16 protein-coding genes and 2 pseudogenes are annotated in these 18716 nt (G+C 68.9%); 8 read left to right on the forward strand and 10 right to left on the reverse strand.

Annotated elements, in window-relative coordinates:
• Positions 1 to 121: 121 nt before the first annotated feature.
• Positions 122 to 352, forward strand: a pseudogene (locus ABT114_RS26770) (RICIN domain-containing protein); the annotation flags it as partial.
• A gap of 156 nt (positions 353 to 508) precedes the next feature.
• Here the strand turns inward: ABT114_RS26770 and ABT114_RS26775 are convergent.
• The 3 genes from ABT114_RS26775 to ABT114_RS26785 are packed head-to-tail and all read right to left on the reverse strand — an operon-like array spanning position 509 to position 2059.
• The gene (locus ABT114_RS26775) at positions 509 to 1432 is read right to left on the reverse strand and encodes an RNA polymerase sigma-70 factor (RefSeq protein WP_351145400.1); all 924 of its coding nucleotides are present in this window, start codon (positions 1430 to 1432) and stop codon (positions 509 to 511) included.
• On the reverse strand, positions 1429 to 1653 hold the full coding sequence (locus ABT114_RS26780) for a hypothetical protein (RefSeq protein WP_351145401.1): 225 nt from the start codon (positions 1651 to 1653) through the stop codon (positions 1429 to 1431). The genes ABT114_RS26775 and ABT114_RS26780 overlap by 4 nt, the downstream gene beginning before the upstream one ends.
• Before the next feature lie 22 nt (positions 1654 to 1675).
• The gene (locus ABT114_RS26785; protein WP_351145402.1) at positions 1676 to 2059 is read right to left on the reverse strand and encodes a DoxX family protein; all 384 of its coding nucleotides are present in this window, start codon (positions 2057 to 2059) and stop codon (positions 1676 to 1678) included.
• Positions 2060 to 2486: 427 nt separating this feature from the next.
• Here ABT114_RS26785 and ABT114_RS26790 point away from each other — a divergent pair, with 427 nt between their 5' ends.
• Together ABT114_RS26790 and ABT114_RS26795 are read left to right on the forward strand one after the other, a co-directional pair.
• Positions 2487 to 2801 (forward strand): DUF6400 family protein, encoded by a 315-nt coding sequence (locus ABT114_RS26790; RefSeq protein WP_351145403.1) that lies wholly within the window; start codon positions 2487 to 2489, stop codon positions 2799 to 2801.
• Positions 2788 to 3045 (forward strand): hypothetical protein, encoded by a 258-nt coding sequence (locus ABT114_RS26795; protein WP_351145404.1) that lies wholly within the window; start codon positions 2788 to 2790, stop codon positions 3043 to 3045. Before ABT114_RS26790 ends, ABT114_RS26795 begins: the two co-directional genes overlap by 14 nt.
• A gap of 121 nt (positions 3046 to 3166) precedes the next feature.
• Here ABT114_RS26795 and ABT114_RS26800 read toward each other — a convergent pair whose 3' ends face one another.
• The 6 genes and pseudogenes from ABT114_RS26800 to ABT114_RS26825 form a co-directional block, all read right to left on the reverse strand.
• Complete coding sequence (locus ABT114_RS26800) at positions 3167 to 4834, reverse strand: serine hydrolase (protein ID WP_351145526.1); 1668 nt, start codon at positions 4832 to 4834, stop codon at positions 3167 to 3169.
• A gap of 15 nt (positions 4835 to 4849) precedes the next feature.
• Positions 4850 to 4984, reverse strand: a pseudogene (locus ABT114_RS26805) (hypothetical protein); the annotation flags it as partial.
• A gap of 400 nt (positions 4985 to 5384) precedes the next feature.
• A complete protein-coding gene (locus ABT114_RS26810) occupies positions 5385 to 7199 on the reverse strand; it encodes an ABC transporter ATP-binding protein (RefSeq protein WP_351145405.1) in 1815 nt (604 codons plus the stop codon).
• Positions 7200 to 7460: 261 nt separating this feature from the next.
• Complete coding sequence (locus tag ABT114_RS26815) at positions 7461 to 8834, reverse strand: hypothetical protein (RefSeq protein ID WP_351145406.1); 1374 nt, start codon at positions 8832 to 8834, stop codon at positions 7461 to 7463.
• Between the two features lie 19 nt (positions 8835 to 8853).
• Positions 8854 to 11724: a peroxidase family protein gene (locus tag ABT114_RS26820; RefSeq protein ID WP_351145407.1), complete on the reverse strand. Its 2871-nt coding sequence runs from the start codon at positions 11722 to 11724 to the stop codon at positions 8854 to 8856.
• A gap of 292 nt (positions 11725 to 12016) precedes the next feature.
• Positions 12017 to 12523, reverse strand: coding sequence for a hypothetical protein (locus ABT114_RS26825; RefSeq protein ID WP_351145408.1), 507 nt, complete (start codon positions 12521 to 12523; stop codon positions 12017 to 12019).
• Positions 12524 to 12680: 157 nt separating this feature from the next.
• On the opposite strand from ABT114_RS26825, the gene ABT114_RS26830 reads away from it, so the two are divergent.
• The 5 genes from ABT114_RS26830 to ABT114_RS26850 all read left to right on the forward strand — a co-directional run bounded on the left by ABT114_RS26830 (position 12681) and on the right by ABT114_RS26850 (position 18209).
• Positions 12681 to 13403, forward strand: a complete 723-nt coding sequence (locus ABT114_RS26830; RefSeq protein WP_351145410.1) for an FAD binding domain-containing protein — start codon at positions 12681 to 12683, stop codon at positions 13401 to 13403.
• A gap of 481 nt (positions 13404 to 13884) precedes the next feature.
• Positions 13885 to 14388 carry an NUDIX hydrolase gene (locus tag ABT114_RS26835; protein WP_351145412.1) on the forward strand — a complete coding sequence of 168 codons (504 nt, stop codon included), beginning with the start codon at positions 13885 to 13887 and terminating at the stop codon, positions 14386 to 14388.
• A gap of 121 nt (positions 14389 to 14509) precedes the next feature.
• Entirely contained in the window at positions 14510 to 15739 is a 1230-nt protein-coding gene (locus tag ABT114_RS26840; protein ID WP_351145413.1) for an acyltransferase family protein, read from the forward strand.
• A gap of 61 nt (positions 15740 to 15800) precedes the next feature.
• Positions 15801 to 15983 carry a hypothetical protein gene (locus ABT114_RS26845; protein WP_351145414.1) on the forward strand — a complete coding sequence of 61 codons (183 nt, stop codon included), beginning with the start codon at positions 15801 to 15803 and terminating at the stop codon, positions 15981 to 15983.
• A gap of 132 nt (positions 15984 to 16115) precedes the next feature.
• Positions 16116 to 18209 (forward strand): SpoIIE family protein phosphatase, encoded by a 2094-nt coding sequence (locus ABT114_RS26850; RefSeq protein WP_351145415.1) that lies wholly within the window; start codon positions 16116 to 16118, stop codon positions 18207 to 18209.
• On the opposite strand, the gene ABT114_RS26855 is transcribed toward ABT114_RS26850, so the two are convergent.
• The gene (locus ABT114_RS26855; RefSeq protein ID WP_351145416.1) at positions 18190 to 18660 is read right to left on the reverse strand and encodes a hypothetical protein; all 471 of its coding nucleotides are present in this window, start codon (positions 18658 to 18660) and stop codon (positions 18190 to 18192) included. The genes ABT114_RS26850 and ABT114_RS26855 overlap by 20 nt on opposite strands.
• Positions 18661 to 18716 lie beyond the last annotated feature (56 nt).

Raw genomic sequence — 18716 nt, forward strand, 5'->3', positions numbered from 1 at the left:
CACCACCGTCTCCACGGTCGCCGTCAGCCAGAACAGCGGCCAGTGCCTGGACGACACCGACCTCAGCAAGGCCGACGGCACGCAGTATCAGCAGTACTACTGCGAGGGCGGCTACCAGCAGATGCTCGACCTCAAGCCGGTCTCGGGCCGCACCAACACCTACACCGTCGTCAACGAGCACAGCGGCAAGTGCCTGGACATCTCGGGCTCCTCCACGGCCGACGGCGCGGCCGTCACCCAGTACACCTGCACCGGCGGCACCAACCAGATGTTCACCCTCAGCCCCGTCACCGCGCTCGGCAACAGCCACGACTACCAGCTCGTCGCCGTCCACAGCGGCAAATGCGTCGACGTCTCCAACGTCTCCACCCAGCCACGGGCCCTGATCCACCAGTGGACCTGCGACGCCGCCGGCGCCCTCGCCAACAAGAAGAACCATCTCATTCCCCCGGATGGCGAAGTGCTCCTGCCGGTGAAGGTGTTGAGCTGCTGGTACGGGGTGTCGCGGTCATTCCGTGGGCCGGCGTGCCTGTCCTACTTCGCGGTGGATTGCCCAGGCGTCCGCCACCGGACCCACGTGGCCGAGCTTGTCGGGGTTGATCACCGAGCGGATCGTCTGGATCTGCCCGTCGAGTACATCGAGCGCCATGATGGTGAGGACCTTGCCGTCCCGGTCGCGGAAGATCGCGCCCGGCTGGCCGTTGACCTCGCGCGGCTCCCATGTCACGTCGATCCGGGCCATCCGGGGGAAGACGGAGGCAAGCAGCCGGGCCACGTTCTCGGCGCCGATGACGGCCCTGGCCAGCTGCGGGGCCTTGCCGCCGCCGTCGCCGACCATCGATACGTCGGCGGCGAGCAGGTCCCGCAGACCGGCGACCTCACCCTCGCGGAGGGCGTCGAAGAACCGCGACGCCAGTTCCTCCCGCTCTTTGCGGTCCGCTTCGAAGCGGGGCCGGCCTGCGGCCATATGGCGCCGCGCCCGCACCGTCAGCTGGCGGCACGCCGCCTCCGAGCGCCCCACCGCCGACGCGACCTCGGGAAAGCCGAAGCCGAACACCTCCCGCAGGACGAAGACCGCCCGCTCGAGCGGGCTGAGCCGCTCGAGCAGCAACAGGGCCGCCATCGACACCGAGTCGGCCAGCTCCGCCGACCGCACCGGATCCTCATAGGGGTCGGCGAGCAGCGGCTCGGGGAACCACGACCCCACGTACTGCTCCCGCCGGACCCGGGCCGAGCGCAGCACGTCGATCGAGATCCGGGTCACCGCGGCCGAGAGGAAGGCCTTGACCGACCTCGGTTGTGTCGGGGAGGCCTCGAAGCGCAGCCAGGTCTCCTGGACCGCGTCCTCGGCCTCGCTCACGCTGCCCAGGATCCGGTAGGCGATCGAGAACAGCAGCGGCCGCAGCTCCTGGAACTCCTCGGTCCTGTTCATGCCAGCTCCTCCTTGAAGCCCTGGCGCCACGAGGGGTAACGCAGCTGCCGGCCGAGTTTCCGCTTCACCTTGGCGTTGGAGACGCCGAGCCCCTCGGTCATCATCGTCATCGCCATGTCCCCGGCCAACAGTCGGACCGGCCACTTGCGGGTGCGCATCGGCCACTTCGCCCGCGCGCACGCGGCCAGGACGGTAGCGCGCGCCGCGTCCTCGAGACGCACCCACGGGAAGTGGTGCCGCCGGTCAGCCGGTGAAGGACTCGGGGCCGAAGCGGCCCCACGCAATGAGTGCTGCAAGCACGAGATAGATCAGGTTCAGCACCACAAACTTGGATTCGCCGCGTCGGCCATGGGTGATCATCGCGCCGACCATCAGCCCGACCCAGCAGACGGCAGTCACCGGCACCAGCACCGGTGTGATGTCGACCACGGCGGGCAGGATCAGGCCCGCCGCGGCCAGGAGCTCGAGGACGCCGAGGGTCTTGACGAAGCCGGCGCCGGCGTCTGCGGTCCATCCCCCACCATCGGCCGCGGCCAGCTTCTCCCTGGGCACGAATGTCTTGGTGATGCCGCCGACCAGGGCTACTGCGGCCAGCAGTCCGGCAGCGATCCACAGCGCGAGGTTCATCGTCCACTCCTTGATCGAAAATTGCCTGCGCCTCGTACGACGAGACAGCAACCCCGCCTGTGACATCTCCCAACACCTGGACAGGGGAAGGCGGAGGCGCGTACGGCCTTCCCGGACACGCCCTCATCCCGACGTGTGTCTGACCGTGCGGGGCGATGAGCGGACGATCTCGGCCTTCCGACGTCGTTGGCCAGGTAACAGCAAGCGGGCCTGCGCCTCGGCTCCCGATGCCCTCCGGCTGGAGACGTCCCCGCAGCGTCGCGCGGTGTCACGACACGTGCCACTGCGGCCCGACCACTCCACGCATCGACCACCTGGCCGGTGGCCTCAGTGGGAGCAGCGCCGCGGGACCCGGGTAGCCGACCCTGATGTGACGTCCCCCACCTGCTCTTGCCCCAGCCAGGAAGGTGTACCTAAGTTCGGCGACATGTCCCCCCATACCCCTCGCCTTCCCGACGATCCGGACGAGCCCGTCGAGCCGCGCCGACCCGAGGCAGGCCCACCGGACAACGCCCCGCTGGTCGACTTCACCGTGGACCTGACCTCGCACGAGATGCTGCGGCGCGCCCATGTGCTGGACGCTCTCGGCCCCGACTGGGATCCCCTGGCGGCGCTGCGCGGCGAAGACGCGGCGTACGACCTGTTGTACTCCGGCCTCAGCGAGGAACAAGAACGCCTGTACGACGACCTGGTCTCGGCCGGTGTCCTTCCCCGGAGGGGAGGCGGCCGTGCTGCCCCTTGATCCACAGGCAGATCGCGGACGCCGGGCCTGGGTGCCCTGCCCGAGCTGCGCCGACAGCCGCGGGTGCGTCGCCTGCGAGCAGCGGCGTACGTGCTCCGAGCACTGGCGCTACCTCCTGTCCAACACCGGAAGCCTGCTCCACCTGCAGTGCCCGTCGTGCACCCATGTGTGGGACCACGAAACCGGCTTCGGAGCCACTCGTTCCCGCTCGGAGCGCATCATCAGCCACCTTTGGCGGCAGTGACCGCCACGGCCGTCGTCGGCAGCCTCGTTCGCCCTCCAGGCAGAGACGACGCCTCCTCGGGGATCTGGCGGCGCTCCCGCAGGGATGCGTTCCTCTCCCGCAGGGACGCGTTCCTAGGTCGTCACACCACCTGTTGCACCTTCCACATGAGAGCGTCGAACTCCTCGGCGAGGGCCGTGCCCGGACGACCCGCGTTGCAGACCGCGCTCCAGGCACGGCCGTTGGACGGGCGCACCAGAATGGACTGGGTGCCGGGCAGGGTGCCGTCGTGCCAGATGGTGTCAATGGTGTTGACGGCCCATCCCCGCGCGTAGCCGGGGGTTGTCGCCGAGGCAGGGCGCGCCGCGGACGCGGTCGTCATGGCCGTACGTGTCATCGGCTGCAGCAGATCGGGCGGTGACGGCAGACCGTCGACCGAGAAGCAGAACCGAAGTACGTCGGCCGGTGTCGCGGCCCAGCCTCCATGGGCGTCCATGCGGTCGACACGGATGCCGTACGGAGCGGCGCTGTCGAGGCCGACGTACATCGCCTCCTGGGCCGCCCGGTCCGGAGCCGTGGCCCCTGCCAGGAACGCCCGCCCGGCACCGCTGGGGTTGAGTACGGACTGGAGCACTGAGGCCCCGTACGACATGCCGGTGACACGCTCGACGATTCGTCCGAGCAGGCAGTAACCGAAGTTCGAGTAGTTCCATGTCGTGCCCGGGTCGAATTCGAGTGGCCGGTTGTTGAGAGTCCAGGTGATCAGCGCGTTCCGGTCGAGCGCCGTCTGCTGGAACATGGGGTCGTTGGCGTCGTTGCTCCAGCCCCCGGCCGTGTGCTCCAGCAGGTGCTGCACCGTCACGGCCCGCACTCGGTCGCTGTAGGGCTGCGTCCCGTACGTGGTGCCGAGGAGGGCTCCCGGTCCGAATACCCGGTCCGTGAGAGCGAGCCGGCCTCGCTCGAGCAGCAGGTGCACCGCGGTGGACGTGATGGGCTTGCTGACGCTTGCGATGCGGAACCGGTGGTCGGGCGTGGCGATTTCGCGGGTGATGCGGTTGGCGTAGCCGAAGGCGCGGGCGGAGCTGACCGAACCATTGCGGGCCACGGCGAAGGAGAAACCCGGAACGGCCCACTTCTGCATGAAGGGCACCACGAGACCTGTGGCGGCGTCGCCGCTGAGGTCGGCCTCGGGCGTGGACTCCCAGATCGTTGTGTAGCGTGCCGAGGCGCCGTCGCGGGCGCCGCTGATGTCGACCAGCCGTAGACCGGCTCGGGAGTTGGCGTCGAACTGGCCTTGGTAGTCGCTGTGGGTCACTCCGTGCATGGCCGTCCCGGGGTGCCCGGGCGACTGCTCCCAGATGCCCGCGTACCGGATGTCGTTGCCGATGGTGTAACCGACGGCGCGCACGAGCCGGAACCCGAGATCGCGTTGCCTGTTGAATTCGCGCTGGTACTCGTCACTGGTCAGGCCATGTCGGGCTGACCAGGCGGGGCCGGCGTAACGGTCCCAGATACAGGCGAACCGCTCCCCGCCCGCGTTTTCGTAGGGGGAGACGCAGCGCAGGCGGAAGCCCCGGCGTGACAGGTCATCGAACAGGGCCTGGTACTCATTGCTGGTCAGGCCGTGCCGTGCGACCCATTCCAGGCCCTGTTCCTGTTCCCAGACGGCGCTGAACAAGGGCGAGTCCCCTGACCGGAACACCGACAGGTCGACGGGTCGGAAGCCGCTGCCGCCCAGCGATGTCACCGTAGCCTGGTAGTCGGTGGCGGAGATGCCGTGGCGTGCCTGCCACGAACTTCCGTTCTGCACAGCCCACACACTCGCGAACCGAGGCCGGCCGCCCAGTTCATAGCCTGAGATCTTGATCAGCCGGTACCCTCGCCCGCTGAGGCGGTCGAACTCGGCTTGATGCTCCGCCGCCGTAAGGCCATGACGCGCTTGCCAGTCAGTCACAATCATGAGTCAACTCCGGTGCTCAGGCACCCTGGCGATGTGCCTGTTCGGCGAACGCATGTGGGGGGAGCGGCAGGCGTCACTTTCAGCGGCTGAAGCGCTGAGTTTTCCGTGGTGATCCTGCATGGCAGTCAGCTCGATCACGCAGTCAGGGACCGCCTTGTTCGCTCACGTGCCCCTACTACGAACCGCAGTATCACGCTAATCGGCCCGTATCAGGGCTGCAAGTCGACCAAGATCCGGTCGACCGTACGCCTGCCCCCCCCCGCAGGCCAGGGACACCCCGGTAGCCGTCGAGAAAGCAGCCGCCGTAGCCGCGTGCGTTGGACGATCTCCAAGACGACGCGGCCCACGGCGGCCGGGGAGCAGGTCGGCAGGCGCAAGGCCGTTCCCACCAGGCTCGGGTTCAGTGCAGGTCGGCCCGCGCGGGGTTGTCGTCGAGGAAGCCGCCCGACTGGTGCTTCCACAGCTTCGCGTAGGCGCCGTCCGACGCGAGCAGCTCCTGGTGCGTGCCCAGCTCGACGATCCGTCCGCGGTCGAGGACGACGAGCTGGTCCATGGTGGCGACCGTGCTCAGCCGGTGTGCCACCACGAGCGCCGTCCGCCCCTCCATCAGTCGCCACAGCGCCTCCTGGACAAGGATCTCGCTCTCGGAGTCCAGGGCGCTGGTCGCCTCGTCGAGCAGCAGGACCGGCGCGTCGCGCAGGATCGCCCTGGCGAGGGCGACCCGCTGGCGCTGTCCGCCGGACAGCTTGACACCGCGCTCGCCCACCATGGTGTCGAAGCCGTCGGGCAGCGCGTCGGCGAACTCCGTGACGTGCGCCGCCTCGGCCGCGCGACGGATCTCGGCGTCGGTCGCGTCCGGCCGCGCGAACGCGATGTTGTCCCGTAGCGTGCGGTGGAACATCGCCGGGTCCTGCGGCACGTAGGCGATCAGGCTGCGCAGGTCGGCCTGGCGCAGCCTGCTGATGTCCTGACCCCCGATCAGGATCCGGCCTTCGTCGATGTCCGTCATCCGCAGCAGCAGTCGGGTGAGCGTGGTCTTGCCCCCGCCGGACCGGCCGACGAGACCGATCTTCGTCCCGCTCGGCACGGCCAGGTCGAGGCCTTCGAAGAGCGGCTCCGCGCCCGCGTGGGTGAAGGTCACCTGCTCGAAGCGGACGTCGGCGGCCCGGGGCAGCAGCGGCTCCGGCGACGCCGGGTCGAGCACGGTCGGCGGCTTCAGCAGCAGTTCGGTGAACTGCGCGGCCTCCGTCATCGAGCTTTCCAGTCGGCGGTAGATCTGGTTGAACTCGAACATGATCCGCGTCGCGTTGCTGTAGTACGTGAAGGCGACCACGACAGCCTCCACGCCGTGCTCGCCTCCGCCGAGCGCGACCGCGAGCAGCAGGCCCAGCGCGTTGGTCAGCACGGACATCGGCGCGACCAGCGTGTCGATGCGCAGGTTGCCGTAGTCCCACGACCTCAGCATGAGCCGCCGCGACGCCGCGACGCGGGACCGGTGCTCGGCGGCCTCGCGTTCCTCGGCGGCGAACGCACGGACCGTGTCCATGTTCATCAGGCTGTCGGCGACGTGGCCCGACACCCGGGCGATCGCCTCCTCGCGCTGGTCGACCAGCGCCTGGCGGCGACGGATGAGGGGCACCACACAGAAGGCCGTCAGTACGATCATCACCAAGAGCCCGACCACGAGCAGCGGATCGTACTGCCACAGCACCACCGACCCGAACAGCAACGGCACGAAGCTGCCCACGACCTGGAAGGTCATCGTGTCGACGAACTCCTCGAAACGGGAGGCAAAGCTCAGCACCCGCTTGGTCAGCGATCCGGCGAAGTTGTCGTGGAAGAACGCGGCGTCCTTGGCGAACAGCTCGTCCATGCCGATCACGTACAGGTGCTCGATGCCGAGGGCGTCAACGCGGTTCAGGCAGTGCAGGCCGATACGCCACAGCGTCTCCGCGAGCAGCAGGACGCCGGCGAAGGCGAGAACGTAGGGCAGCGTCGAGCCGACGGTGACAGCGGCGTCGCCGGCGATTCGGCCGACGAGCTTCGCCACGACCAGCGGCGCCACGTAGTTCAAGCCGATGTTGCCCAGCGCCGACAGCAGCACCGCGGGCACCGTCAGCCGCCGGAGCCGGGCCAACTCCCGTGCGTAGTAACGAAGTGCGAGCAGCACCGGGCCCCTGCCCGACGAGACCTCGCGCGATTCAGACGATCCCATCTCCACCCCGTGTTGTCGTGCAGCCCGTCACGTGCTTCTGTCGGGGATGCCGTTGCTAAAGGGCCGTGCGGAGCTTCGGTTCGAGTGAGTGCCCTCGCCCGGGTCTTCCTCCGGCAGGCGGGCACGACGACGGAGCCCCCGCGCAGCCCGCGGCGACGCCGACGTGCGAGTACGGGCAGGCCATGAATCGCAGTGTCCCGCGAAGGCGCACGCGGAGTCCAAGCCTTTTTCGCACAGCCCGCTCCAAGGTGGAAGGACGTGCTACTCGTGCCACCGCGAGGCGTGCCGGCGGTGAGCGTCCGTCAGTCCGTCACGGAAGAACCGCTCGTAGTATTCGGACTCCAGGTGGTGCGTCTGCAGCCAGACGCCGGGCACGTGGATGGCGTCGGTATGCGCGGGGAACCGCCCGTGGGTCGCGTGGATGTACACGCAGATGTCCCGTGCACAGTCGATCACTTGCTGGTCGTACTCGCCGGCCTCGGTGAGGTAGCGCTGTGCGTAGCCGTTCTTGTAGATACGGGTGAAGACATCCTGGTCCTCATAGATGCCGCCCTTCCCGAACTTGCCCCGTACGACGGAGTCGACAGCGTCCTCCATCGACGGGTGGTTCGGTGGGCAGGCACACTTGATGAGGTGTTCGCCACCGGCCCGCAGCCCCACCGGGTGGGCGCGCAGGTCCGCGTACTTCGGCAGCGGCACCTGCCAGCGCAGGATGTCGGCAGGCCGGAAGCGCGGGGTGACGAAGTCGAAGCCGAGCATGCGGCCGTAGGTACGGGAGAACTTCGGGTCGCCCAGCGCTATCTGCGGGCTGAGCGAGGCGTGGATCCAGGCGCCGAGTCCCATGGCGTCCGCGGCCAGCATCATGTTCTGCAGCAGCAGATCGGCTTCGATCTGGGTGCGCATCGGCCCCAGGGCCCCCAGCGGCAGCTTGAGGTCGGGGTTGAGGAAGCCGTTCTTCACCCACTTCCGCACCCCGGCCGGGCGGTAGAAGTTGCGGTCGTCGACGAGCGTGGGCCGGGCTCCGTCGGGCTGGGTGAGCAGGTACATCAACGCGTTGATGTACTGGTGGGAGAGGTCTACGACCGGCAGGAACAGTGTGGTGCCCGCAAGGTTGGACAAGAAGCGGTTGGAGTCCAGGTAGGCGGGGAAGTCGCGCATGCCCTCGGCGACGTCCAGGCGGTGGTCGAGCACCCTGACCTTCGACTGGCGCGCCCGTTCGATCAGCGCGTCGGGGTCGAAGGCCGCCTGCCGGGAAGGCGGCAGCTTCCTCAGGTAGTACGTACCGCTGTCGTTGATCAGGAAGAAGTGGGTGCCCTGCGCGTTGTCGGGACTGCCCGCCGTACGCCCCACCATGTTCAGGTTCGGCTTGGCCATGATGGGCTTGTGATCGCGCGGGTCCTCGAAGGGCCGGTCGGGCATGCTGAGCCCCGAGCAGCCGGTGAGGGCGATGAGCACCGCTTCCTCCAGCTCCCCCAGCGGCATCGACTGATGGGGGGAGGTGTAGCTCATCGAGCCGGCCGGGACGGAGGCTCCCCGGCTGACCCGGTGGGTACGCCGTCTGAAGACTGTCTCCCACAGGGGCCGGGCGAGGAGGTCTTCGAGGCCGGCGTGCCTGGTTTTCTCGGGTGCGGACATGTCGCTCTTCCGTTCCCGGTCAGCTCTGGACGGCGTCGTTGTGGTTCCGGACGGGCTGGACTGCGCGCCAGGGCGCGAACGCACTGGCCCCACCCGTGCGGGACAGGATGCTTGCCAGCTCGGGGCAGTGCCGGAGGATGACGCTCGTCATGCCGTTGCGTTCGATCCAGTCCATGCCCAGCGGCGTGTAGACCTCGGGCCTGAAGTCGACCGTGAGGAAGCGGTCGCTCTGCAGCCGTCGGCTGGCCATCAGAATGAAGATCCGGAAGGCGGTGTCGCTGAAGCCGAAGCCACTGGGGGGATTCTCGGCGAAGAGCCCCACCACGGTGTCGATCTCGTCGACCGAGCGGTACACGTCCTTCAGTCGCGCGACTGTCTCCGGATCGGAGGAGAGGTCCTCGAACCCCCGGATCCGCGGCTTGTGGAGGCCTTCCAGGAAGTCGTTGTAGCGGGGGACGCCGCGGCGCCGGGTGCGCGCCAGGTCGACCACCGACAGGTCGATCACCTCCCCCTCGCGCTCGAAGGCCTGGAGTCCGCGCGGGAAGTTGTGCAGGGTGATCGCGCCCGGGTTGGCGATGCCCAGGGAGTACAGCGTGTCCACCAGACCGGTCTTGCGGATGAGCGGCTCCGCGGCGGCCCCCTGGACGTCGTGGAACGCCAGGGTGTCGAGCCGGTGGCCGAACCGGTGGTCGACGATCTCGTAGTCGTCCGGGATGAGCGGGTGCATCCGGTAGACGGTGACGAACTCCTCCGTGAGGCAGTACGGCGCACCGTGGTGGTCGGGCATGGTCTTGGGAATGCCTCCCAGGTCGTGCGCCTCGAGCAGCCATGTGCCCAGTTGGTCGAGCCAGGTCTTCGGCGGTCCCTGCCAGTTGGTCTTCAGGCCGATGTCGATCGCCTTGGTGGCGAGGATCGCGGGGGTCCACTCGACAGTGTGGATCTTGGCGATCAGGGCCGCCACGACGAGTCGCGCCGTGTGGTAGATACGGTCCTCGTCCAGGTGCGGATACTCGTCCCGCAGTGCCCGGCAGACGGCGTTGTGCTCACGGGCGAACAGGGTGGTCATGGCGCTGAGGCCGAGCCACCAGCTGTTCTGGAAGCCGGTGAGCGGCACGCCGTTCGCGATCGGCAGGTGTCCGTCCTCCAGGCGCAGCTCGGCGCCGCCGCCGGGCTCGCGCAGGGACTTCGCGACGGATTCCGAGCCGCCGTAGACCTCCGAACCGTCCCACCAGTGCGAGACAGTGTTGCGGAACAGGATCGGCGGCTCCTTGCTGCCGGGCTGCTGCACCACCTCGTTCTCGGCGAACCGCATCACCTTCTCCGGCGGCCCGCCTGGCGTGTTGTGCCAGGTCATGCCAGGCGGCAGCGGCACCTCGACCGACTTCCCACCGACCGGGTGACGCTTGTGTTCGACCCAGTCGTGCACCTGGAACTGGATCCACGCGGCGGCGAGGACGTTCAGCGACGACGCGGGGATGAACCTGTCGCGGTGCAGCAGCTCCCTGCTGACAATGACCGGGTTCGGCGTGTCGAACAGGTCAGGTCGATAGAGGGGTGGCATGTTGCGGCCGAAGGTGGCGCCGGCGGCGCCCATGCGCGGAGCCGAGAGGTCGTTCCAGGTGCCGTCGTAGCTACGCCGGACCCGCAGCTCCTCGTCTACGGATGACGGTGCCTGCTGGGCGGTGGGCGGAGCCTCGTGCATGTCGGTGTCGATGAGGTTGTGCCGGCGGAGCACCTGCCGGAGGGCGATGAGATTGAGCAGACCCAGCCGGGTGGGCAGCCGATGCCACGGCACGAAACGGTCCACGACGCGGAAGGTGGCTCTCAGCGGTATCCCGAGCAGGGTGTTGCGCCGCGGCTCGACGGTGAGGAAGCGGTGGCCCAGGCGGTGAGCGCTGCCGGCCTCGTAGGCCACCTTGCGGGCGCGGTTGAGGTTGCCCAGGGGGCGGAAGGCCTCGGTGGTGTTCCACGGGTTGAACGCCAGCTGGTCGATCCGCGACATGGCGGCCCGCGCCTCGACGGCGGTGATGTCCTGGCGGGGAATCGTCAACGTCGCCACTGGCACGACGGGCGCGTCCTGCACCTTCCACTCCACCGAGCCGTCCTCGATGGGTGTACGCCTGGCGTCCGCGTAGCGCTGCACGCACAGCTCGAAGACGATGTCCGCCCGCTTCAGCCGGTCCGAGAGCTCACGCCGCAGGTGGTCGGGGTCGGTGCGGGACGGATCCGGGGCCGCAGGGGTACCGGTGGCGGGACGTAGTTGATAGCGGACCGGTCCGGCGTCGCCCCACAGGATCGCGCCACGGCTCCAGTACGTCTCCAGCGCCAGGCTGCGCACCGCGCGCCTGGCTCCCGCCATCACGTTGCGCCGCATGCGCGCGGCCGTGGACCAGCCGACGGCGAGGGGCAGCTTGACGAAGAACGCGAACGCCTTGGCGGGCCGCGAGTCCGCACCTGCCATGGCCTTCGCGAAGGCGACGAACTCGCGGGCGTTACGAGCATGGGAGACCGGGAAGCTCGTCATCAGCAGGTCGTGGGCCTGATCGTGGCCCGCCTCCACACGCAGCGCCACACCGCGCAGGTCGGGCGCGAAGTCGGGCTGACGGACGCCGCTCGCGTTGGACAGCCGGACCGTTGCCGGGTACTCGGCTCCGGGCCTGGCGAAACCCGTCCGCAGAGCCTCGGGAAGGTCGTCGTGGAACCTCAGCCGCGCGTTCTCCACGCCGAGGACCGCCTTGGCATGGAATGTCCGTTGGACGGCGGCGGAGCCACTCCGTTTCTTCAGCTTGAGCTGGATCTGCAGCAGGTCGTGTGCGAGCCGCTCGAAGACCAGCCGCTCGGCTTCCGGGCTCCCACCTATGTAGCGCTCATACTGCTGGATCTCATCCATGCGTGCCTCTTCGTGACGGGTGTCGCCCTCGCCGCATGGAGACATGGACGATCCTCTGGGAGGAGCGACAGCACACGGAGTCCCTTGCCGGTGACCGTGGGGGTTCTGCTCTACACTCCGCAACCCTGACGGCCGAGTGCGGCAATGTCGCACGCAGCAGGGCAAACGGGTGTAATCGTGGCACGCTCGAAGACCCTGCCGAGCGGGATCACCGGCTGGCACGTGCGACGGGCCGAGCGGGCGGCCGTGCCACACATTGCGACGCTCGGATGGAGTCGAACCGCCATGCCCGTCAGTGATCATCGGGACGCCCCGCAAGGGATCCCCCTATCCAGAAGGGCAGTTCCCCCTGGTCTTTGCTCAGCGAGCGTCGCATGGCATTGACCAACCGCACCTGCGCCTGAGCGGGCGCCCTGTTGGCCTGAGCAAACTCCTCCTCGCTCAAGGGATCAGTCCTCGCGTCGCGTGCCACCTGGTCCAGGAACGCGTTGATGGCTTGGTCGAAGTTGTCGATCTCCGCCGCGACGTCCGCGGGGGCGACCAGGCCCGCTCGCGTCAGGGCTGCGCTCCACTCGCCCCAGTCGTAGTCCCATCTCTGCCGGCCGGCATGGGCTCGGCTGATCGTCATCGTGAACTTGGCGTAGTGGCTGACCAGTTCCTGATAGGCGATGAGCTGCCGACCCCGCAACCACTGACGGTCCTGGGCACGGTGCGTGACGATGCCCCCGACCAGAACACCGATCGTGGCAGACAGCGCTCCAACGGCCGTTGTCACCAGCGTGCCCAGCAGTGCCTGCAACCCTGCCCGGGTCGACGGGTACACAGGGCGCACAGGGCGAAAGCGTGAGCCCTGTATACGCCTCCGTGCGCCTGGCAGTATGCGCAAAGTCAGCGCTCATGTCGACGAGTATCGAGCCCCTCATCCTCAACTCGCCGGAGAAAGCAGGTCGGTTGCTGTGTTGTTGCATCTGCCCACGTCCGTGTCCGAAGCACAGGAGTGCATAGCCGAGGGGGCCGTGCCGATAGGCGGGGCGACACTCGTGTGGGCCACCTGGCAGCGGGACGGCTTCCCTGAACAGGCCGTGTCGCTGCGCAACGTGCCAGAGGCCAACGTGATGGGGCGCGAGGTGCTGGGAGCGGCGGTGGTGCTGAACCGGATCGACGGCCGGGTGCCCGAGGTGCTGAGTCGGGCGGCCGCCACGGTGGGGACCGGAGCCGTGCGCCGGACAGCCACGGTCGGCGGCAACCTTGTCGGCAGCACGCTGCGCTGCCTGCTGCCCGCCGCGCTCGTACTGGACGCCCGTGCAGTGGTGCTGGAACCGGACAGGACCTACGAGACCGACCTGGCCGAGGTTCTGGCGAAGAGCCACCTACTGCTCAGCCTCCGCTGGCACGAACCGGTGACCAGCGGATATCTCAAGCTGCCCGGCGAAGCGGGCGGACCGCCGCCCCTCGTCGTCGCCGCGGCTGTGCACGCCGACAGTGAGGGACCAGGCGCCCTTCGCGTCGCCATCCGCGACGGCTACGAGGTGCTGAGCGAGAGCACTGCGTATGACGCCGACGCCGAGCAGGTCCTCCACGCCCTGGCCCGTACGGCTGTCGGCGCCCTTCCCGCCACAGCCCGGGAAGCGGTGCGCCAACAGGTCACCGACGTCTTGGCCCGCGCCGCCGACCGTTGAGTACGCCGTCTCGGGCGACCTGTGCCTCACTGGCGCGCGGCCGCCCGCCCGCCGCGCGACCTCGACGCGCCCCATGGTTGGCAACTGCGCGAAGTCATCCGCCACCGACACCACCGTCCCGGCGACTGCTCCACATCGGCCTCTCCACGGAGGCTGCGGAGCGCCTGCAGGCGGCCGGTGGCGGCGCGAACCTGTTGTGCACGTGGTGCGAGCACACGACGAACGCCGAAACCACTGATCCGCTGGACGCGGGACCATGCACGTCCCCCTACTGGTCGACGACAAGCTGTCCGGCAAGCCGCCCTGGTTCCTGACCTGGGCCGCCACACGGCGGCGCCATCGGCCGGCCCGGAGGCCCGGACGGTACTGCACCTGCTTGCGCTGACCCTTCACATGCGAGACGTTCGTGGACCCGACGGGCGCGCCGCTCTGCGTCAGATGCGGCGGCGTGGCGTCGCTGCGCTCTGCCATCGTGTGCCCTATGGGTGAACTGGTTGAGCGAGTTGACGAGCAGGACGAAGTGCTGGCTGTTGTGGACCGAGGTGACGCGATTCGCCAGGGATGGCTGCATCGCATAGCAACGATTGTGTGCCGCGACACCGAGGGGCGGATCCTCGTGCACCGCCGTCCGGACGACGCTCCCCTCTTCCCGGCGCAGTTCAACTGGATGCTCGGAGGCGCCGTGGGCGTTGCCGAGTCGTACGAAGACGCCGCCGCACGAGAGTTGGCAGAGGAGCTCGGTGTCCGAGGCCGCCCGCAGTTCGTGTTCAAGTTCCTGTGTTCAGGAGCGATCAGTCCGTACTGGCTCGGTCTGCATGAGGTCGTAGTCACGGAACCAGCCCGGCCCGACCCCTCAGAAATCGCTTGGCATGACTGGCTTACCGAGTCCGAACTGATCGACCTGGTGCGTCATCAGGCGTTCGTTCCAGATGCCCGCGAAGCATTTGACCGATACCGCGCCCTGCCCGAGCACATTTTCAGCTGATCAGAAGTTCCGTGGCCTCCCGACCGTCGAAACAAGGCACGACCCCCATACGCGTCGGCGTCCGTGTGATGTTTCGCACGAGGGCGGAATGAACCGTGCGTAATCGGCAAGGTTGCCTTTCATGCTCGGCACGAAACATCCCCTGCCAGGTGAGACCACGACGGCCGCGACCGAGATGGCCCGGACGTCGCCGCACACCGCCTCAGCGACCGATTCCGATGCCTCTCCCCCCGCCTCGGCGCCCTCGCTGCCGTCCCTCACCGGGCTGCGGTGGGTGGCCGCGCTGCTCGTCTTCGGACTGCACGTGCGCAACGCCGGCTACTTCGGCGGCACCGGCGGCCGCATCCTGACGTGGGGGTTCGGGGCCGGCGGCACCGGGGTTTCGTTCTTCTTCATCCTGTCCGGCTTCGTACTGATGTGGTCCGCCCGACCGGGCGACCGCGCCCTTGACTTCTGGAGACGGCGCATCGCCCGCGTGTACCCCGTACACCTGGTCACCTCCGCCCTCGCGCTGCTCATGGCATGCACCCTGGGGATTCTGGCGACGCCCACCCCAGGTCAGGGCCTGGCCAACGTCTTGTTGGTGCACTCCTGGTGGCGCCCCTGGTGGCAGACGCTGGACCCGGTCAGCTGGTCGCTGGCCTGCGAGGCCTTCTTCTACGCGCTCTTCCCGCTGCTGGCACTCGTCCTGCGCCGCCTGGGCACACGTGGATCGGCGGTCCTGGCCGGAGCATCGGTGCTGGCGGTACTGATCCTGGCCTGGCACGACCCCCACGGCCGGCTGGGCCAGCAGCTGTACTCCCTTCCCGCGGCCCGTCTGCCCGAGTTCGTCCTCGGTGCCGCCGTGGCCCGCATGGTGGTCCTCGGCCGGTGGCGCGGCCCGGGTCTGGAGGCCTCACTCGCCCTGGCGATCGTCGGCTACTTCCTCGTACCTCAGGTCACCGCCGGATACCCGACCACAGCCTGCACCCTGATCGGTTTCGCCCTGCTCATCCCGGCGGCCGCCGTCGCCGACCTGCGCGGCCTGCCCTCCCTGTGGCGGCACCGGCGGCTGGTACGGCTCGGGGAGCTCTCGTTCGCCTTCTACATGGTCCACCTGCTGGTACTGCGAGCCGGCAGGAGCATCATCGGCACCCCCCGCTACGGTGTGCCCGGGGGCCTGGCCGCCACCGCCGTCGTGTTCGCCGCGTCACTGGGACTGTCGTGGGTCCTGTACGAGGCGGTGGAGCGCCCGGCCAGAAGACTGCTGCTCCGCAGCCGGCGTGCCTCGAACACGCGACGGTCGTCCACGGCGACACGTACCATGCCGGATCCGCTCACCCGAGACACTCCGGCTGCCGTACGAGACTGAAGCATGGTCACGTGAGAGAAGAACGCCACTGCCCTGCCTGTTCGGAGTCGCCGCGGGGCCTTTGAGCCGCGGGACCTTTGAGTGGAGGGCGCGCCACGCGGCGGCGGACGGGGCCGGCGGCAGCAAGGGCCTCGCCGCCGAGTCCGACCTCGAGGTGCGGTTCGTCGGCGTCGACGACCTCGTGAGCAGCCAGCACCGCCGGCCCGGCCGGGTTCGGGTCCAGCAGCAGTTCGGCCGACCGTGAACGTGGACCAAAGTGTGTGATCTCAGCCTCTGGGGGGACCATGGAAGCCGAGGCGCCTGCAAACCCAGGCAGGCCGTGCTCCCGGCCGGACAGAGGACGGCACCTCTCCGGCGGTCGGAAGGAGTGCCTGCGATGACGGAACCCGAGCGTCCTCCCGCCGGCCTCGGCCAGGGTGACACCGGCCCGCCGAGCGGGCTGATGGACCTCCTCGGTGTCGCCGCGGTCCTGCTGGACGCCGAGGGCCGGATCGTCCTGTGGAGCCCACAGGCCGAGGAGCTGTACGGCTACACCTCGGAGGAGGCCCTCGGGCAGTACGCCGCGCGCGTGCTCGTGCACGAAGAGCACTGGGACTGGGTGGCCAAGACGTTCATCGAGGTCATGGAGACCGGCCAGAGCTGGGCCGGGTCGTTCCCCATCCGGTGCAAGGACGGCAGTACGCGGCTGGTGGAGCTGCGCAACATGCGGCTGCTGAACGACCGCGGCGACTTCTACGCCCTGGGACTCGGCACCGACTCGCCCACGCTGCGTGACCTGGAGCGGGACGTCGCCCTGTCCACCCGGCTGATCTCCCAGTCGCCCGTCGGGGTGGCGATCTTCGACGCCGATCTGCGGTATGTGTCCGTGAACCCGGCTCTGGAGCGCATGCACGGTCGTCCGGCGGCGGACCACCTCGGCCACCACTACCGCGAGATCATGAGGGCTACGGCCTTCGAAGAGACCGAGGCCGCGATGCGGCAGGTCCTGCGGACCGGAAACCCGCTGGTCGAGGAGTCCACCATCGTCGGGCGTACCCCGGCCGACCCCGGGCATCAGCACGCATGGTCGGTCTCGATGTACCGGCTCGACGACACCCAGGGCCGCGTTCTCGGTGTGGCGCAGCTGGTCGTGGACGTCACCGAGCGGTACCGGTCGGATATGGAGGCCGGCGAGAATCGGCGGCGCCTGGCATTGATCGCCGACGGCTCCGCCCGTATCGGCACCACCCTGGAGGTCGACCAGACCGCCTGGGAACTGGCCGACGTGACCGTTCCCGAGTTCGCCGACGTCGTCGCCGTCGACGTGCTCGACTCCGTCCTCGACGAACACAGCCCCGTCTCCCGCAACGGCCCCGCGCTCTTCCGTGCCCTCGCGGTGAAGGCCGCCTACCCCACCGACGCCTTCACCGCCGCCGATCCGCCCGGCCGGATCACCAGGTATGACGCCGACCGTCTGGCCACCCGATGCGTGCGCACCGGCCGGCCCATCCTGATCCGGCACGCGGAGAGAGGCGACCTGACCCGAATCGCCCGTGACGACGACGCGGCCACGTTGCTGGCCCGGGCCGGAGTGCACTCGTACATGGCCGTCCCGCTCACCGCCCGTGGCGCCATCCTCGGTTTCCTGGGTCTCACCCGGGCCCGTGATCCGCGGCCCTTCGACGAGGACGACCTCGCCACCGCCACCGAGCTGGCCTCCCGGGCCGCGGTCTGCATCGACAACGCCCGCACGCACCAGAGCATGCGCAACGCCGCCGAGACCCTGCAGCGCAGCCTGCTTCCCGACCACCCGCCGCATCTTCCCGGCCTGCAGGTCGCCTCCCGCTACCTGCCCGCACAGGCAGCCTACGAAGTCGGCGGCGACTGGTACGACGTCCTGCCCCTGGCGGGCGACCGGACCGCACTCGTCGTGGGTGACGTCATGGGCAGCGGTATCGACGCGGCCGCCGCCATGGGCCGGCTGCGCACCGCCACCGCCGCTTTCACCGAACTCGACCTCGACCCCGCCCTGGTCCTCCAGCACCTCGACACGATCACATCACGGCTGGAGCAGTACATCGCCACCTGCCTGTACGCCGTTTACGACCCCCATCGCGCCGAGCTGCGCATCGCCAGCGCCGGCCACCTGCCTCCCGTCGTGGTCTGCGGCGGCGAGCAGCCCCGGCTGCTCGACCTGCCCACGGGCACCCCACTGGGCGTCGGCGGTGTCCCGTTCGAAACCACCACTGTCAGCTTCGGTCCGGGCCACCACCTGATCCTGTACACCGACGGTTTGGTCGAGACCCGCCACCACCCCATCGACGAACGCCTCGACACCCTGCTGCATCTCCTCGACGCACCCGGCTCTGCCTTGGAAGAAACCTGCGACCGGCTCCTTCAGAAACTCCGCCACCCCGACAACCACGACGACGTCGCCCTCCTGATCGCGCGCGCAGGCCCCTTCATGCCGGTCACCGACTCGCGGCGTTGAGCGTGGACCCACCGGCCGGGCCGTCCAGCAGGCGGGCGTGCCGGTTCCACCACCACGGCACGAGTTGGACGACGCCGAAAGCCACCTCGACCCCGAGGAACAGCCACAGCAGCCGTGTGGCACCGTGGGCCAGCGCGTACGCCTGCCACGCCGCGAACAGTGTGCGGGCGACGCCGTCGAACAGGCCGTGCGACGAAAGCGGTCTGACGAGTCGCAGGACGGCCCAGACGACCACGACCGAACCCATCAGATTCGCGTACAGGGTCTGCATCGGGTCGCGTTCGGGCAGACCGCCCATCCCGAGTGCGTCGCCCCACGTGGACAGGGCGTCGTGCACCAGCGCGTACGTCCACGGCGTCGCGAACCCGGCCGTGACGACGAGGTCGTACCAGGCACTCGCGCGTACCACGCGAAGATAGGCGGGGGATGCGGGGACGAAGAGACGGATCACGGTGAGGCTCCTGTTGGGCTCCGGGCAACCGACGCCTCACGGTAAACAGCGGAGTA

It is taken from the genome of Streptomyces sp. NPDC002088, assembly GCF_040296605.1.
GTDB lineage: Bacteria > Actinomycetota > Actinomycetes > Streptomycetales > Streptomycetaceae > Streptomyces.

Excerpts from the sequence above, each read along its gene's own strand:
- ABT114_RS26775 (WP_351145400.1), bottom strand. The coding sequence starts at position 1,432 with ATGAACAGGACCGAGGAGTTCCAGGAGCTGCGGCCGCTGCTGTTCTCG.
- ABT114_RS26785 (WP_351145402.1), bottom strand. The coding sequence starts at position 2,059 with ATGAACCTCGCGCTGTGGATCGCTGCCGGACTGCTGGCCGCAGTAGCC.
- ABT114_RS26790 (WP_351145403.1), top strand. The coding sequence starts at position 2,487 with ATGTCCCCCCATACCCCTCGCCTTCCCGACGATCCGGACGAGCCCGTC.
- ABT114_RS26810 (WP_351145405.1), bottom strand. The coding sequence starts at position 7,199 with ATGGGATCGTCTGAATCGCGCGAGGTCTCGTCGGGCAGGGGCCCGGTG.
- ABT114_RS26815 (WP_351145406.1), bottom strand. The coding sequence starts at position 8,834 with ATGTCCGCACCCGAGAAAACCAGGCACGCCGGCCTCGAAGACCTCCTC.
- ABT114_RS26820 (WP_351145407.1), bottom strand. The coding sequence starts at position 11,724 with ATGGATGAGATCCAGCAGTATGAGCGCTACATAGGTGGGAGCCCGGAA.
- ABT114_RS26835 (WP_351145412.1), top strand. The coding sequence starts at position 13,885 with ATGGGTGAACTGGTTGAGCGAGTTGACGAGCAGGACGAAGTGCTGGCT.
- ABT114_RS26840 (WP_351145413.1), top strand. The coding sequence starts at position 14,510 with ATGCTCGGCACGAAACATCCCCTGCCAGGTGAGACCACGACGGCCGCG.
- ABT114_RS26850 (WP_351145415.1), top strand. The coding sequence starts at position 16,116 with ATGACGGAACCCGAGCGTCCTCCCGCCGGCCTCGGCCAGGGTGACACC.